11 protein-coding genes and 1 pseudogene are annotated in these 16076 nt (G+C 72.1%); 10 read left to right on the top strand and 2 right to left on the bottom strand.

Features of this window, described 5'->3' with window-relative positions; all coding sequences use genetic code 11:
- Positions 1-13: 13 nt before the first annotated feature.
- From ABH926_RS24875 to holA, 9 genes and pseudogenes are all read left to right on the top strand, one after another.
- Positions 14-190, top strand: coding sequence for a hypothetical protein (locus ABH926_RS24875; RefSeq protein ID WP_370368144.1), 177 nt, complete (start codon positions 14-16; stop codon positions 188-190).
- 661 nt (positions 191-851) lie between these two features.
- Positions 852-1112, top strand: a pseudogene (locus ABH926_RS24870) (helix-turn-helix domain-containing protein); the annotation flags it as partial.
- Positions 1113-1695: 583 nt separating this feature from the next.
- Positions 1696-3204 (top strand): GTPase HflX, encoded by a 1509-nt coding sequence (gene hflX, locus ABH926_RS24865; RefSeq protein WP_370368143.1) that lies wholly within the window; start codon positions 1696-1698, stop codon positions 3202-3204.
- Positions 3205-3529: 325 nt separating this feature from the next.
- On the top strand, positions 3530-4717 hold the full coding sequence (locus tag ABH926_RS24860; protein WP_370368142.1) for a helix-hairpin-helix domain-containing protein: 1188 nt from the start codon (positions 3530-3532) through the stop codon (positions 4715-4717).
- Entirely contained in the window at positions 4714-6291 is a 1578-nt protein-coding gene (locus ABH926_RS24855) for a ComEC/Rec2 family competence protein (RefSeq protein WP_370368141.1), read from the top strand. Before ABH926_RS24860 ends, ABH926_RS24855 begins: the two co-directional genes overlap by 4 nt.
- On the top strand, positions 6288-7373 hold the full coding sequence (locus ABH926_RS24850; protein WP_370368140.1) for a ComEC/Rec2 family competence protein: 1086 nt from the start codon (positions 6288-6290) through the stop codon (positions 7371-7373). Before ABH926_RS24855 ends, ABH926_RS24850 begins: the two co-directional genes overlap by 4 nt.
- A gap of 57 nt (positions 7374-7430) precedes the next feature.
- Positions 7431-9284 carry a hypothetical protein gene (locus ABH926_RS24845; RefSeq protein ID WP_370368139.1) on the top strand — a complete coding sequence of 618 codons (1854 nt, stop codon included), beginning with the start codon at positions 7431-7433 and terminating at the stop codon, positions 9282-9284.
- 72 nt (positions 9285-9356) lie between these two features.
- Positions 9357-9941 (top strand): HhH-GPD-type base excision DNA repair protein, encoded by a 585-nt coding sequence (locus ABH926_RS24840; RefSeq protein ID WP_370368138.1) that lies wholly within the window; start codon positions 9357-9359, stop codon positions 9939-9941.
- A 63-nt stretch (positions 9942-10004) separates the two neighbouring features.
- Entirely contained in the window at positions 10005-11000 is a 996-nt protein-coding gene (holA, locus tag ABH926_RS24835) for a DNA polymerase III subunit delta (protein ID WP_370368137.1), read from the top strand.
- Between the two features lie 120 nt (positions 11001-11120).
- Here the strand turns inward: holA and ABH926_RS24830 are convergent, their stop codons facing one another.
- Positions 11121-13484 carry a protein kinase gene (locus ABH926_RS24830; RefSeq protein ID WP_370368136.1) on the bottom strand — a complete coding sequence of 788 codons (2364 nt, stop codon included), beginning with the start codon at positions 13482-13484 and terminating at the stop codon, positions 11121-11123.
- A 213-nt stretch (positions 13485-13697) separates the two neighbouring features.
- A complete protein-coding gene (gene rpsT / locus ABH926_RS24825; RefSeq protein ID WP_370368135.1) occupies positions 13698-13964 on the bottom strand; it encodes a 30S ribosomal protein S20 in 267 nt (88 codons plus the stop codon).
- A gap of 238 nt (positions 13965-14202) precedes the next feature.
- Between rpsT and lepA the strand changes: the two genes are divergently transcribed.
- Entirely contained in the window at positions 14203-16056 is a 1854-nt protein-coding gene (gene lepA / locus ABH926_RS24820) for a translation elongation factor 4 (protein ID WP_370368134.1), read from the top strand.
- The last annotated feature ends 20 nt before the right edge of the window (positions 16057-16076 follow it).

Genomic DNA, 16076 nt, shown 5'->3' with positions numbered 1-16076 from the left:
GATGAGGGAAAAGGTGTCACGTGCGCAGGAGGCTTCGGCCTCGGGATCGCACCGGTCGCACGGCGCTCCCGCGGGACCTTCCGCTGTGGCCGCGCCGTACGAGGCCGGCCGGGACGCGGGCATGATCCGCGCGACGGTCGGCCAGCCCGCGCACCGGGTGCGCGGGTGGCTCGCGGCGGCGCCCCGCTAGATGTGGGCCCACAGGCCCACGGGCTTGTGAGCTCACGGGATTCTTGGATATTCGCGGGAATGCGTCATCAACGGCTGATCCAGCGGTGAAGCAGGTGCCCCACCGCTGCGGCGTCCGGCCTTCGCCTGAGGCCTGTGAGTCTTCTGAGACTCATGGGACTCGTGATGGGGGAGGTGCGGGACTCCGCTGCGTGCACTGCCCGGTCGAGCGTGATCGGGGCTGCTGGATCGGCCGCGCCGCGCCATCGGGCGCCGACCGGCGCCATCCCCTCGCCGTGACGATACTCACGGCACGGGTGTGACGTGCGGTGCGGCGAGATCGCCGACAGGCCGTCGGCCGGTCACGCCCGGTATTCTGAACCTACGTTCGATTTTGTCCGATGGGTGGCCTTCACCCGACGCTTGTCGGTGGCTCGGGATACGGTGGCAGTCAGGTGGTCGTCGTCCTCGTGGCGGCCGGTTGGCCGCGGCTTCACAACGGGACTGCAACTTCTTGGAATGGAAACCGCGTCCTAACCGTTGAGAACCATTGAACGGGGAATAACAACAAGCAAAGCAGGAGAGTAATCCGGCAACAGCCGGGGTACGGTGGCTCCACAGGCTCATGATTCACACAGGAAAACCAGCAGGCCAGCGGAAACGATGAGGGAGGGGAAGCCGAGATGATCTTGGTTCGCCGCCTACTCGGCGACGTGCTGCGCGGCCGGAGACAGCGCAGCGGACGGACCCTCCGACAGCTTGCCGCGACGGCACGGGTGTCCCCCGGCTACCTCTCCGAGGTGGAGCGGGGTCAGAAGGAGCCGTCCAGCGAATTGTTGGCCGCCATCTGCGACGCGCTGGAGGTCAAGCTCTCCGACGTGTTGCTCGAACTGTCCACGGAACTCGCCGCGGCCGAACTGGCCGCCGAGATCGAGGCCGCCGAGCTGGGCCGTCTGGTGCCCGCCGACGGGCGCAGCCCGCAGCGGGTCGCGATGCCGCCGGCGCGCAGCGGCCAGGCCGACAGCGCGCGCCAGGGCGCGGCCGCCGCCAACCAGCGGTCCGGTGTCGTGGTCGGCGTGGGTGCCGGCGCCCCGCGCGGGGCCCGCACGCTCCCGACCGCGAAGATCCCGACCGCGGTGATCAACTCCCGGACGGCCGGCAACCGGCCCGGCAACACGCGGCCGGCCACCGGCTCGCCGCGGGTCGCGCCCAAGTCCGGTGCGGTACCCCAGGCCGCGCTCGGCACCGGCATGGCCGCCACCGGCCTCGGGCCGGCGCTGGGACCGCAGCCCCCGATGGGTCCGCTGCCCTACGTCCCGGGCTCGCCTTTGCCCGGTCCGGACAACCCCTACACGTTCGGCACGCCTCGGCTGCCTTCACCGACCGGCCGCTGATGCGGTGCCCAAGGGAAATCGGGTGTCGGAGATCGGCGACGACATGCCACCATCGAGGCGGGGAGAGCGTTTCTCCCCGCCTCGCGGCGTCTTCGCGGCGCCGCGCTAGTCACAACTCATGAAGAGGAAGCACATGACGGAATCCCACAAGGACGCTGCCCGCGACGAGGTCTACGCATTGAACGACCACGACACGCCGGAAGCTGAGTGGGACACCGAGGACGCCTTCGAAGCGCCGGCCCCGCTCTACCGCAACCGCTGGGCCGCCTCGCAGCACGACGGCGAGCAGTTCGACCTTGAGGAGCGCGCGTCGCTCCGCCGCGTGGCCGGACTGTCCACCGAACTCGAGGACGTCACCGAAGTCGAGTACCGGCAGCTGCGCCTGGAGCGCGTGGTGCTGGTCGGCGTATGGACCGACGGCACCGCCGCGGACGCCGAGCTGTCGCTGCGCGAACTGGCCGCGCTGGCCGAGACGGCCGGCTCGGAGGTGTTGGAGGGCGTGGTCCAGCGCCGCGAGAAGCCGGACCCGGCGACCTACATCGGCAGCGGCAAGGCCCAGGAACTGCGCGACATCGTGGTCGCCACCGGCGCGGACACGGTGATCTGCGACGGGGAGCTCAGCCCCGGCCAGCTGATCCACCTGGAGGACGTGGTCAAGGTCAAGGTCATCGACCGCACGGCCCTGATCCTGGACATCTTCGCCCAGCACGCCAAGTCCCGCGAGGGCAAGGCCCAGGTGGCGCTGGCCCAGATGCAGTACATGCTGCCCAGGCTGCGAGGCTGGGGCCAGTCCCTGTCCCGCCAGATGGGCGGTGGCCGCGGCGGCCTGGCCACCCGCGGTCCCGGTGAGACCAAGATCGAGACCGACCGCCGCCGCATCCGCGAGCGCATGGCCAAGCTCCGCCGCGAGATCGGCGACATGAGCAAGGGACGCGAGACCAAGCGCGCCGAACGGCGCCGCGGCTCGGTCCCCTCGGTGGTCCTCGCCGGCTACACCAACGCCGGCAAGTCCTCCCTGCTCAACCGCCTCACCGGCGCCGGGGTCCTGGTGGAGAACGCCCTGTTCGCCACCCTGGACCCGACCGTCCGCCGCACGGAGACCGCGACGGGCCGCACCTACACGCTGTCCGACACGGTCGGCTTCGTCCGCCACCTGCCCCATCAGCTGGTCGAGGCCTTCCGCTCGACCCTGGAGGAGGTCGGCGAGAGCGACCTGGTCCTGCACGTGGTCGACGCCAGCGACGAGGACCCCGAGGGCCAGATCTCCGCGGTCCGGGCCGTCTTCGCCGACATGGGCGCCGGCGACGTGAAGGAACTGCTGGTCTTCAACAAGGCCGACCTGGCCGACCCGGCGGTCCTGGCACGGCTGCTGCGCCGCGAGCCGCACAGCATCGTGGTGTCGGCCCGCACCGGCGAGGGCATGGACGACCTCCTCGCGGCCATCGAACGCGACCTGCCCCGTCCCGGCGTCGAGCTGGAGGCGCTGGTCCCGTACGACCGCGGCGACCTCGTCGCCCGCATCCACGCCGAGGGCGAGATGCTGAAGGAGGAGCACACCGACCACGGGACGCTGGTGCGGGCGCTGATCCACCCGGATCTGGCGGCGCAGCTGGAGCCCTTCCGGACGGTGGGCGCGGTTTAGGGGTTGGTCGGAGTCGGTCGGAGTCGGTCGGGCCTGCTCGGTCCTGCACGGCACTGCTCGGCCCGCCCGCTTGCCGAAGGCGGCTGTCTCTCTTCGCGAGAGGCGGCCGCCTTTTTCGCGTCCGCGGCCGGTCGTGTGCCAGGAGCACCAGGAGCACCGGTTTTCCGCGCAGCTCCGCTGTCACCGATCGCCGCCTGAATCCGTGCTGAGTCCCCGCCTGCCGCTGGGCCGAAAGAGTGAAGGCCGTCCGCTCGCCCGGAGAGTTATCCACAGGCTCTGACTCGCGGGTGGTATGCGCGCTTTGCGAAGTCCTACCTTCGCAGACATGGAACGAACCACCCCGGGAGCCGCGCCGAATGGCAGCGTCCAACCCCGCAGCCCGCAGCCGACGGCGCGCGACCGGCTGGCCTCGCTCCAAGGGGACCCGCCGCGGTATTGGTCGCCTGCCGCAGAAGGTCCCCTGCCTCTCTCCGAGGCGCTGGCCGCTCGGCGCCACGCGCACCGCTCCTGGTGGCGCCGGGCGGCCCAGTCGATCGAACACCGGGTTCCGCCGACGCTCCGCGGCCGCTGGGCCCTCAGCCTGCCCGCCGCGACCGCGGTGGCCCTGGTGGCCGTCGCCGGTGCCGCGGCCGGCGGGTGGTACCTGACCCGTTCGCAGAGCACGGTCGTGGACGTCGCGGCCGGGAACGCGGGGGAGGCCGTGTCGGCGGCCGCACCGCCCGAAGACGACCACGCCACCCCGACCAGCGATGTCAGCGGATCGGGCTTCGCCGCATCGGGGCACGACGCTGCCTGCCACCCGTACTCGTCGCCGTCCGGCGCACCGCGCGCACTGCCGACGGCTTCACCGGCCGAGGCTTCACCGACGAGCTGGCACGCGCACAGAGCGATCGCGGTCCCGGTCGCCGCGAGGTCCACGGTGACCACGACCTGGTTCCAAGCCCCCATCACCCACCGCTATGCACAAGCGATGGCCGCGAAGCGCCCCGCCTGCTCGCCCCGCAGCGCCAGGTCCACCACCCCGGCCCTGGCCGGCCCGGCGTCGACCGGCGCGGTCGTCGTGGACGTCGAGGGCAAGGTCGCGCGCCCCGGCATCCAGACGCTGCCCCCCGGATCCCGCGTCTACGAAGCCTTGGCCGCGGCCGGTGGCGCGCTGCCCGGCGTGGACGTCACCGCGCTCGACCTCGCGCGGCCGGTCACCGACGGCGAGCAGCTGCGGGTCGGGATCGCGGGCGCGCCGACGCCCGTCGTCGGCCTGCCGCAGCCCTCGTCCGGGGGCGCCGCGCGCGGAAAGCGCGGCAAGCCCGCGCAGCCGGTGGATCTCAACACCGCGACGCTGGAGCAGCTGGAGACGGTGCCCGACATCGGTCCCGCACTCGCCCAGCGGATTCTGGACTTCCGGACCGAGCACGGCCGCTTCGAGTCCGTGGCGCAGCTGCGGCAGGTCCGCGGGATCGGCGAGCGGAAGTTCGCAGACATGCGCGATTCGGTGACGGTGACGGTGACGCCATGAGCCTGACCGTCACCTTCCGCTCCGTCGAGCCGGACCGGCACTCGCGCCGCGATCTGCGCCTGGTGCCGATCCTGCTGGCCGCGTACGGCGCAGCCTTCGTCGGCGACGGCTTCGTCTCGCCGATGGCGCTGTTGCTCTGGGCCGGCTGTGCCCTGGCCGGTCTCTCCCTCCTCCTGCGTAGCGGGATCCGGCGCCACGAATACCTGCGCGTCGGCCAAGCTTTCGCCGCAACGCGCTCGAGCTCGACCTCGACCCGCACCAGGACCCGTCGCCGCACCCTCGCGGCCGCCTGCTTCGTCGCGGCCGGCGCGGGCACCGCCGCCACCACCCGCACCATCGCGACCCACACCGGCCCGCTGCCGCGCCTCGCCGCAGCGCATGCCCAGGCGACCGTCGAGGCCGTGGTCACCGACGACCCGCACACCGCGACCTCCGCACACGGCCCTTTCGCCGTCGTCCCCCTGCGCATCGAGCGCGTCAACGCGTTCCGCACCCGGCTTCCCGCGACCGCGCTGGCCTCCGACCCCGGCGCGTGGCAGTTCCTGCCGTCCACGCGGGTGCGCGTCACCGGGCGCCTCCGTCCCGCCCACGACGACAGCCCCGACGCCGCGGCCCTGTCCGTCCACCGGCCGCCCGACGTCCTCGCCGGCCCCAACGCGCTCCAGAAGCTGGCCGGCAGGCTGCGCCAAGCCCTGCGCGACGCCTGTGCCCATCTGCCCGCCGACCCGCGCGGTCTGGTGCCCGGCCTGGTGATCGGGGACGTGTCGCAGGAACCGGACAGCTTGAGCGCCGCCTTCCGCGACACCGGCTTGACCCACCTGACAGCCGTGAGCGGCGAGAACCTGGTGTTCGTCCTGACCGCCGCGATGCCGATCGCGCGCTTCGCCGGAGTCCGAGGCAGGTTCCTGACGCTCACCGGCCTGGCCGTCGTCATCGGCTTCACCGTCCTGGCCCGCCCCGAGCCGTCGATGGTGCGCGCCAGCGTGATGGCCGTGCTCGGGCTGCTCCTCGCAGCCGTCGGACGGCGTGCGCGTGGGCTCCCGCTGCTGTGCGCGGGCGGGACGCTGCTGCTCCTGTTCGATCCCTGGCTCGCTCGGTCCTACGGCTTCGCCCTCTCGCTGGCCGCGACCGCCGGGCTGTTCGTGCTCGCGCCGGGCTGGCAGCAGGCGCTCATCGACCGCCGGGTGCCGCACCGCATCGCCGAGTCGCTGGCCTGCACGGCGGCAGCCGAGGCCTTCTGCCTGCCGATCCTGGTCTCCTTCACTGCCGCGATCACCCCGCTCTCGCTCCCGGCGAACCTGCTCGCCGAGTTCTGCGTCGGGCCGGCGACCGTTCTCGGGGCCGTGGCCCTGCTCGCCGCGTCCGTCTGGCTCCCGCTCGGGCACGCGGTGGCCTGGCTGGCCCAATGGCCGGCCGACGGGATCGTCGCGGTCGCCCGGTACGGCTCCCGACTGCCCGGCGCGACCGTCGGCTGGCCCGACGGGCTGCCCGGGACCCTCGCCCTGCTGGCGGTCTACGCCCTGGTGTTCCTGATCTCGGCTGCGGCGGCGAAACGCAAGGAGGAACTGTCATGAACGAGCAAGGACCCTGGATATCGCCGGGCCCGGAGCCCGATCCCGGACGCGGCGACGGCCTGGACAGCGGCGGGCTCGGCCCCGGAAGCCGCGGAGGGGATGGCTTTCGGGGTGACCCGAACCGTTCCGTCGGTCGGAGAGCCGTCGCTGCCGCCCTCCTCTTCCTGCTCCTGATATCCATCGCCGCGGCACTGCTGTTCATCCGCAGCCAGACCGTCGCCTGGCCCCCACCGGACTGGATCTTCGCGGCCTGCGACGTCGGTCAGGGTGACGCCTTGGCGCTCGCCGTGGGGCCGGCCGAGGCCGTCGTCGTCGACACCGGCCCCGATCCCGCGAAAGCCGATCGCTGTCTGACCCTGCTCGGCGTCCGCAAGGTGCCGCTGCTGGTCCTGACCCACTTCCACGCCGATCACATCGACGGCGTCCCCGGGGTGCTGAAGGGCCGCGCCGTCGCCGAAATCGAGACCACGAACGACCGCGATCCGCCCAAGGGTGCCTCGGAAGTCGCGGCCTGGGCGAGCTCGGCCCGCGTCCCCACCTCGGTGGCGGCAGCCGGCGAGCATCGGCGGTTCGGCCCGGTGTCCTGGGATGTCCTGTGGCCCGATCCGAACGAGAGCCCCCCGACACCGCCCGAACCGGTCCACAAGAGCCGTCGACGAGGCCGGCACCAAGCTCGGGCCTCGCCGCGGGGCGGCGGTGAGGAGGGCTCCGGCCCGAACAATTCCAGCGTCGTGCTCCAGGTGACGGTCGCGACGCGGGACGGCGCGGTCCGGCTACTGCTCACCGGTGACATCGAGCCGCCGTCGCAGGCGGCGATCCTGGCCGCGCATCCGGATCTCGCCGCCGACGTCCTGAAGGTGCCGCACCACGGCTCCGCACATCAGGACCCGGACCTGTTCGCCGCCGTCCATCCGCGAGTCGCCGTCATCTCGGTCGGCAAGGGCAACACCTACGGCCATCCGGCGCCGCGCACGATCGCGCTGGCGTCCGGGGCCGGGGCGCGGGTCTTCCGCACCGATGACGACGGCCAGGTGGTGGTGTTCGGCACCGCTGCCCGGTTGCGGGTGGCCACCCGCCACTAGGGCCCCACGCTAGTCTCGTGTCCCTATCCGACGCCGAGTCTGGAGGGGAGCCGGCACTTGGACACGTACGGCAGAGACACGAACGGTACGCACGACGAGCACGACGAGCAGCACACTCACACGCACACCAACGCGTGCGACACCGGTTGCTGCGAGCGTCTGGAAGCCGAGGGCGAGGTCGCGGTGGCGCGGCTGATCCTCGACGGTGGCGACATCGGCCACGCCGCCGACCACGTGGCCGGCGCGATCGGGACCGACCCGTCGCTGCCGGAAGCGCACGAGGCGCTGGCGGAGCTCGTGGCGCGGGTCGGCGGTCCGGTGGCGGCGCTGGAGCTGTTCCCGGCGACCTCCCGGTACACCGGTGAGCTGGCCTGCCGGGCCGCGCTGCTGGCCGCGATCGGCCGCCTCGACGAGGCGGTCATGCTGCTGGCCGGTGTCATGGCCGCGGCGCCGGCGAGGCCGTGGGCGGCGGTGGCGTGGATGGCGGACCCGGAGCTGCCGTCCCGGCTGAGCGCGGAGTCGCTGACGCAGGCCGTGCTGCGGCTGTGTCAGGGCCTCGGCGACCCGGTGTCGGAGGAGGAGCGCGCGGCGCTGGTCCACTTCGCCGAAGTCGTGCGTGCGGTGATGGTGCGCGGGGAGGACCCGCAGCTGGCCGCCGTCGCCTCGGGGCTGGCCCGCCGGCTCGGTGACACCCGGCTGGCCGTGGAGTGGGGCGAGGTGGCGGTCCGGTCCGGGGCCGGGGCGATGGGCGCGATCATGCTCGGCAACGCCCTGCGCCGGGCGGGCCGGGTGGACGAGACCATCGCGCTGTGGACGCGGACCGTCGAGCAGGACCCGGGCCAGAGCTATCTGGTGGTCGACCTGGCCGAGCTGCTGGCCTTCACCGGCCGGCGCCCGGAGGGCCTGGCGCTGCTGGAGAAGCTGGTGGCCGCCGAGCCGGAGCACGAGAAGGCCGCGCCGGCGCTGCTCGGCATGCGGTTCGAGGCCGACGGCGACACTATGCACCTGCTGGAGCTCACCGACTACTACCGGGCGCACCCCGACCACGACTATGCCGGATACCTGCTCGGGCACCACGTCCAGCGGTTCCCGTGGCTGGGCCGGGTGACCGGCGGCACCGAGGCCTGTATCAACGTGCTGCGGCAGCTCGTCGAGCAGGACAACCTCACCGTGTCCGGGGAGATGTCGCTGTCGATCATCGAGCCGCCGAGCGCGATCAACACCCTGCGGCTGGTCATACCGGGCCTGCAGGTCGCGTTCCTGGAGACCGGCGACCCCGATCCGCGGCTGCCGGGCGCCGAGGTCGGCGTGCGGGTGTGGCGGTACGAGGGCTGCGACGCGGTCCCGGCGGTCGAGCCGCCGTCCGCGCGGGCCCGGGCGCTGGTGCGGGACCTGGCCACGCCGAACTGGCCGGGCCCGACGGCGCTGTACGACCACGCGGTCGCGCTGGCCGGCGTGCCGGTCACGGAGCTGCTCGGCGTGCTGGCGTACCCGCCGGCACCGCAGGACGCGCCGTGGCAGGGCGGGTCCGCGATGGAGGCACCGGACTACTGGGTGCGCTCCGTGCAGACGATCGCGTGCATGGGGATCGCGCATCACCGCGCCGACCAGCCGTGGGCCGAATCGGAGCGGCGCCGGATCCTGGTGGAGCTGCTGAACGGCCCCGAGGACTGGGTCTGCGAGGCGGCCGGGATGGCGCTGGTCGCGGTGGGATGGGCGTTCCCGGAGGCGCGTGAGGACGTCCTGGAGTGGGTGCTGAACCGGGTCGGCCAGCTCATGCAGGTGGCCGAGAAGCGTGCGGTGACCGTGCTGGGGTCGATGTGCCACCTGGTCCTGGCGTGTCCGTGGCTGGAGCCGAAGGGCCGGGCGTTCATCGCCGATGTCGTCGAGCGGTTGGAGTCCGAGGACTGAGCCCTCGCGACCCGGTGCCTCGAACGGACCAGAACCGCAGTGGCGCGGCGGCGGTTCTGTCAGGCTGGGGACATGGTGACGCTGCATCTGGCTCAGAACCCCGACGCCGACGCCTTCCTCGCGAAGGACCCCTTGGGCGTACTGACCGCCATGCTCCTGGATCAGCAGATCCCGATGGAGAAGGCGTTCTCCGGGCCGTACGTGCTGGCCACGCGCCTCGGCGTGGACCAGCTGGACGCCGAGCAGATCGCCGCCTTCGACCCGGAGAAGTTCGTGGCCGTGTTCTCCGAGGTGCCGGCGATCCACCGCTTCCCGAAGGCGATGGCCGAGCGGACGCAGAAGCTGGCCCGGGCCGTGGCCGAGGAGTACGACGGCGACGCCTCGGCGGTCTGGACCGGCGCGAAGGACGGTGCCGACCTGCTGAAGCGGGTCGCGTCGCTGCCCGGGTACGGGAAGCAGAAGGCGCAGATCCTGGTGGCGCTGCTGGGCAAGCAGTTCGGCGTGACGCCGGAGGGCTGGAGGGAGGCCGCCGGCGACTACGGCGTGCAGGGCTCGACGCGGTCGGTGGCGGACGTGACCGACACGGCGAGCCTGGCGAAGGTGCGCGCCTTCAAGAAGGAGATGAAGGCCGCCGCCAAGGCCAAGGCGGGGGAGTAGCGAAGGCCGGTCTCCAAGCCGGGCAATAGGGACTTGTCACCGGGGCGTGCCATGCTTGGACCGATGCCTGCCCAAGCCGCCACCCCGCCCCAGCTCGTCCTCGTCGTCGGGGCCGAGGAACTGCTCGTCGACCGCGCCGTGGCCCGGATCGTCGCGGCCAAGCGCGCCACCGATCCGGACACCGAGACGCGCGACCTGGCCCCGGGCAACTTCAGCCCGGGCACTTTCGCCGAGCTGGTGAGCCCGTCGCTGTTCGGCGAGAGCCGCGTCGTGGTCGTGCGCTCGGCACAGGACCTGGCCGCCGAGGACGCCGCCACGCTGACCAGCGTGCTGGACGACCTGGCCGAGGAGATCACACTGGTGGTCGTCCACATCGGCGGCGTGAAGGGCAAGGCGCTGCTGACCGCCGTCGAGAAGGCCGGCGCGGCCCGCATCGACGTGGCGAAGGTGACCAGGCCGGCCGAGCGCATCGCCTTCCTGCGCGACGAGTTCAAGACGGCCCGCCGCCAGATCACCGAGGAGGCGGCCCGCACGCTGCTGGACGCGGTCGGCAACGACCTGCGCGAGCTGGCAGCCGCCGCGTCCCAGCTGATCTCCGACACCACCGAGGACGCGAAGGCCCCGATCGACGAAACGGTGGTCGCCAAGTACTACAGCGGCCGCGCGGAGGTCTCCGGCTTCACCGTCGCCGACCTGGCCGTCGACGGCCGCACCGCCCAGGCCCTGGAACAGCTCCGCTGGGCCCTGGCCACCGGTACCGCACCGGTACTGATCACCAGCGCCCTGGCAGCCGGAGTCCGATCGGTGGCCCGGGTGGCCTCGGCACCCCGCGGCGCGAGACCGGCGGACCTGGCCCGCGACCTGGGCATGCCGCCATGGAAGATCGACAAGGTACGCCAGCAGGTGCGCGGCTGGACACCGGACGGCATCGGCACCGCCCTGCTGGCGGTGGCCGAGGCGGACGCCGCGGTCAAGGGCGGCGGCGACGATCCGGCTTACGCGCTGGAGCGGTGCGTGGTGACGGTGTGCCGGGCCCGTGGGCAGGGCACTCGCGGCTGAGGCAGGCTTGCGAGCGCTGGGCACGCTCGTGGCTGAGTCCGACCGTCGCAGCCACGCGCCGGCTTGATGTGGCGTGGCTGCGACCGGTGTATTCGGTGTCGCCGTTTCTGACCTCCCGGCCTACTTCCCGGGCAGCCGACCTGTGACCTGCTTGGCGATGTTCAGGACATCGGCGTGGGCGCCGGCCGCGGAGCCGGGCTCGACGAAGACGATGTTCACATCCAGTCCGCCGCGCAGTACCTCGATCTGGCAGTGCTGCAGGCCGCTGCTCTGGTCCGTGGAGACCTGGATCTCGGTCTTGTCCGAGTTGCCGAGCGCGCCTTCGTCCTCGAACGGGGTGTCTGTGGCGATGGTCGAGGTGTGGTTGAGGAAGTCGCTGGTGGCCTGCTTGCTGTCGCCCTTGTAGGTCGAGGCCTGGATCCGCAGCTCCGCGTTGGTGGAGCTGACCGTCCAGTCCTTGCCGTACGTGGCGGGGTCGTCCGTGGAGTCGTCGGTCGGGGCGGCGGCGGCCGGTGTGGACTTGAGGTACTGGGCGGCGTCCGCGTCGGTGAGTAGGCCGGACAGCTGGAAGTTCGCGGGGATCGGGGTCAGGGTGCCGATGCCGCCGCTGCCGCCGAGGGTGCCTCCGGACGTGCCGCCGCCGGAGCCGCCCGACGAACCGCCGGATCCGCCGCTGGACGCGAAGATCGCGATGCCGCCGCCGATGACCACCACAGCCGCCACGCCGACCGCGGCTATCAGGCCATTGCGGTTCCTCTTGGCCGGTGCGGGCGAGGGCATCGGGACGCCGTAGGGCGGCGAGGGCTGCGGCTGCATCCACGGGCTGGCCGCCTGCGCGGCCTGCGTCGGCGGCGCGGGCTGGTACATCGGGGAGGTCGGGGGAGCCTGCTGGCCCGACGTCTGCGGCCACTGGTTCGGGGTGGGATGCGCGGGCATCGGCTGGGGCGGCGTCGACGGCCCGGACACGGGGCCGGGCGGGATCGGCGTGCCCCACGCCGGTGACGAGGACGCGGAGGGGGTGGAGCCCCAGGCCGGCGCCGGGGGCTGCGACGGGGCGGGGCCCCAGGTCGGCGCGGCGGGGTTCGGGCCCGAAGTCGGGCCGGCGACCGGGCCGGAGCCGGAGCCGGAGCCCCATGCGGGCTGCGAGGGCTGGGACGGTTGCGAGCCCCATGCGGGATTCGTGGGCTGCGAAGGCTGGGACGGCTGCGAAGGCGCGGCGGGACCCGAGCCCCATGCGGGATGCGAAGGCTGCGAAGGCTGAGAAGGCGCGCCAGTCCCCGAGCCCCAGGCCGGTGCCGGAGGTTGCGAGGGCGCGGGACCGCCGACCGGGCCTGAGCCCCACGTCGGTGCCGGACCCGAAGCCGGGCCGGCATTCTGCCCCGAGTTCCACCCTGGTGTCGCAGAGTTCGAGCCGGAGGCTGGGCCGGCGTTCTGCCCCGAGTTCCAAGCCGGCGCCGCAGGGTTCGACCCCGAAGCCGGGCCGGCATTCTGCCCGGAATCCCGAACCGGCGCCGCCGCCTGACTCGCCTGAGCCTGGCCCTGAACCTGCGCAGCGTTCTCACCCGTCGGCCAGACCGGCTCCGCACCCGCGCCCGCGCCGACGCCCGCCCCGGCGCCACCAGCCGCGCCGCCCGCCTCCGCCACCGGAGGCTGCACCTCCATCGCCATCGTCGGCTGCACCCCGGAGTCCTCGGACAGCACCTGCAGGATCCGCGCCGGCGTCGGCCGGGCGTTCGGGTCCTTCATCATGCACGCGCTCACCAGCTGCGCCAGTGTGCCGGTCAGGCCGGACAGGTCCGGCTCGCCGTTCATCACGCGGAGCATCGTCTCCATCGTGCCGCCGTCGCCGAAGGGGGAGGCGCCGGTGGCGGCGTAGGCCAGGACCGCGCCCAGCGACCAGATGTCGGAGGCCGGGCCCACGTGCTGGCCGGAGACCTGCTCGGGGGACATGAAGGCGGGGGTGCCGACCACGGTGCCGGCCTGGGTCAGGCCGGAGGTCTCGGCGGTGACGGCCAGGCCGAAGTCGATGACCCGCGGGCCGTCCTCGGCCATCAGGACGTTGCCGGGCTTCAGGTCGCGGTGGGTCAGGCCCTCGCGGTGGATCGCGTTCAGGGCCTCGGCCAGGCCGGCGGCCAGCAGGATCACGTCCTGGTGCGGCATCGCGCCGGCGTCGGCGACCGCGCTCTCCAGCGAGGGGCCCGGGACGAAGGCCGTGGCCAGCCAGGCCGGGTCGCCGTCGGGGTCGGCGTCGACCACCGGGGCGGTGAAGAAGCCGGACACCTGGCGCATCGCCGTGACCTCGCGGCGGAAACGCTGCCGGAAGGTGGGGTCGTTGGTGAGCTCGGGGCGGATCACCTTCACCGCCACCCGGCGGCCGGACGGCGAGCGCCCGAGGTACACCTGCCCCATCCCGCCGGCGCCGAGCCGGTTCAGGATCTCGTAGCTGCTGATCCTCCTGGGATCGCCCGATCGCAGCGGCTCCATGAAGTCGTCCCCACCCCCCAGTGATTCCCGTGTGGTGCCTGTGGCGCCCGTGCTCAGCGTAGCGCGATGCCCCCACGCCTCACGTCGCGGTACGGGCCCGCCCGGGCACGGCCGGACACACGACGATCGGCGCGACCCCTGGGGAGGGGATCGCGCCGATCGGGAATCTCGGTTTCTCTACCGCGGCGAGAGGGACCGCATGGCAGGGAAGGGTCAGCCCTGCAGGGCGTTCACGCTCTTGGCCAGCGCCGACTTCTTGTTCGCGGCCTGGTTGGCGTGGATGACGCCCTTCGAGGCGGCCTTGTCCAGCTCGCGGGAGGCGGCCTGGGCCAGCTCCTGCGCCTTCGCGTGGTCGCCGGACTCGACGGCCTCGCGGGTCTTGCGGATCGCGGTCTTCAGCGAGGACTTGACGGCCTTGTTGCGCTGGCGCGCCTTCTCGTTGGTCTTGATCCGCTTGATCTGGGACTTGATGTTCGCCACTGAAAGATGCCTCTACTTTGGTGAGTGAGATGGTGGTGGGCGCGAGGCAACGCACGCGCCACGCAAGGGACCAGGTTAGCAGGCGGCCGTGTGCGGACCCAAACCGGGCACGTGGCCGGTGACGTCCCTGTTTACCCGTTCCCGGTAACCCCGTGGGTCATGGGACGATAGGTGGCAGTGTAATAAGCCACGATCGCATCCCCATCACGTCGTACCCCGGACAGACTGGACCCGCCGAGTGCCCGCCCTTCCGCCGAACATCCCGCAGCCGTCGAACACCGACCAGGCGCTGATCCGCAACTTCTGCATCATCGCCCACATCGACCACGGCAAGTCGACCCTGGCCGACCGGATGCTCCAGCTCACCGGTGTGGTCGACGAGCGTGCCATGCGTGCGCAGTACCTGGACCGGATGGACATCGAGCGCGAGCGCGGGATCACCATCAAGTCGCAGGCCGTCCGGCTGCCCTGGCGGGCCGACGACGGCAAGACCTACATCCTGAACATGATCGACACCCCCGGGCACGTGGACTTCACCTACGAGGTCTCGCGCTCGCTGGCGGCCTGTGAGGGCACCCTGCTGCTGGTCGACGCCGCGCAGGGCATCGAGGCGCAGACCCTGGCCAACCTGTACCTGGCCATGGAGAACGACCTGCAGATCATCCCGGTCCTGAACAAGATCGACCTGCCGGCCGCGCAGCCGGAGAAGTACGCCGAGGAGATGGCGCGGCTGATCGGCTGCGAGCCCGACGAGGTCCTCCGGGTCAGCGCCAAGTCCGGCGTCGGCGTCCCGGACGTGCTCAACGAGGTGGTCCGCCGGATCCCGGCCCCGGCCGGCGATCCGAACGGCCCGGCGCGCGCGATGATCTTCGACTCGGTCTACGACTCCTACCGGGGCGTGGTCACCTACGTCCGGGTCGTCGACGGGCACCTGAACAAGCGCGAGCGCATCCAGATGATGTCCACCGGCGCCACTCACGAGCTGCTGGAGATCGGCGTCATCTCCCCGGAGCCGACCGCCTCGCTGGGCCTGGGCGCCGGCGAGGTGGGCTACCTGATCACCGGTGTGAAGGACGTGCGCCAGTCCAAGGTCGGTGACACCGTCACCACCCTGAACAAGGGCGCCACGGACTCCCTCGGCGGGTACAAGGAGCCCAAGCCGATGGTGTTCTCCGGCATCTACCCGATCGACGGCTCGGACTACCCGGAGCTGCGCGAGGCCCTGGACAAGCTGCAGCTCAACGACGCGGCCCTGGTCTACGAGCCGGAGACGTCGGCCGCGCTGGGCTTCGGCTTCCGCTGCGGCTTCCTGGGCCTGCTGCACCTGGAGATCATCCGCGAGCGCCTGGACCGCGAGTTCAACCTGGACCTGATCGCCACCGCGCCGTCGGTGGTGTACCGGGTCGACATGGAGGACGGCACCGAGCACATCGTCACCAACCCCTCGGAGATGCCCGGCGGCAAGGTGACGGCGATCCACGAGCCGGTGGTGCGCGCGACCATCCTGACCCCGAACGACTTCGTCGGCGCGGTGATGGAGCTGTGCCAGAGCCGGCGCGGTTCGCTGCTGGGCATGGACTACCTGTCCGAGGACCGCGTCGAGATCCGCTACACGCTGCCGCTGGCCGAGATCGTCTTCGACTTCTTCGACTCGCTGAAGTCCAAGACCCGCGGCTACGCCTCGCTGGACTACGAGCCCACCAGCGAGCAGCAGGCCGACCTGGTGAAGGTGGACATCCTGCTGCACGGCGAGACCGTCGACGCCTTCTCGGCGATCGTGCACAAGGACAAGGCGTACGCCTACGGGGTGCGCATGACCGAGCGGCTGCGCGAGCTGATCCCGCGCCAGCAGTTCGAGGTGCCGATCCAGGCCGCGATCGGCTCCCGGGTGATCGCCCGCGAGTCGGTGCGGGCCATGCGCAAGGACGTGCTCGCCAAGTGCTACGGCGGCGACATCTCCCGCAAGCGCAAACTGCTGGAGAAGCAGAAGGAGGGCAAGAAGCGCATGAAGATGGTCGGCCGGGTCGAGGTGCCCCAGGACGCCTTCATCGCCGCGCTGACCAATGAGACGGGTGACAAGGCCAAGAAGTAGGGGCCGCGCGGCCGGGCGTG

It is taken from the genome of Catenulispora sp. GP43 (genome assembly GCF_041260665.1).
In the GTDB taxonomy this organism is placed as follows: domain Bacteria; phylum Actinomycetota; class Actinomycetes; order Streptomycetales; family Catenulisporaceae; genus Catenulispora.
Note: the sequence above shows the minus strand (reverse complement) of the source record. Positions and strands in the feature narration are given on the sequence as shown.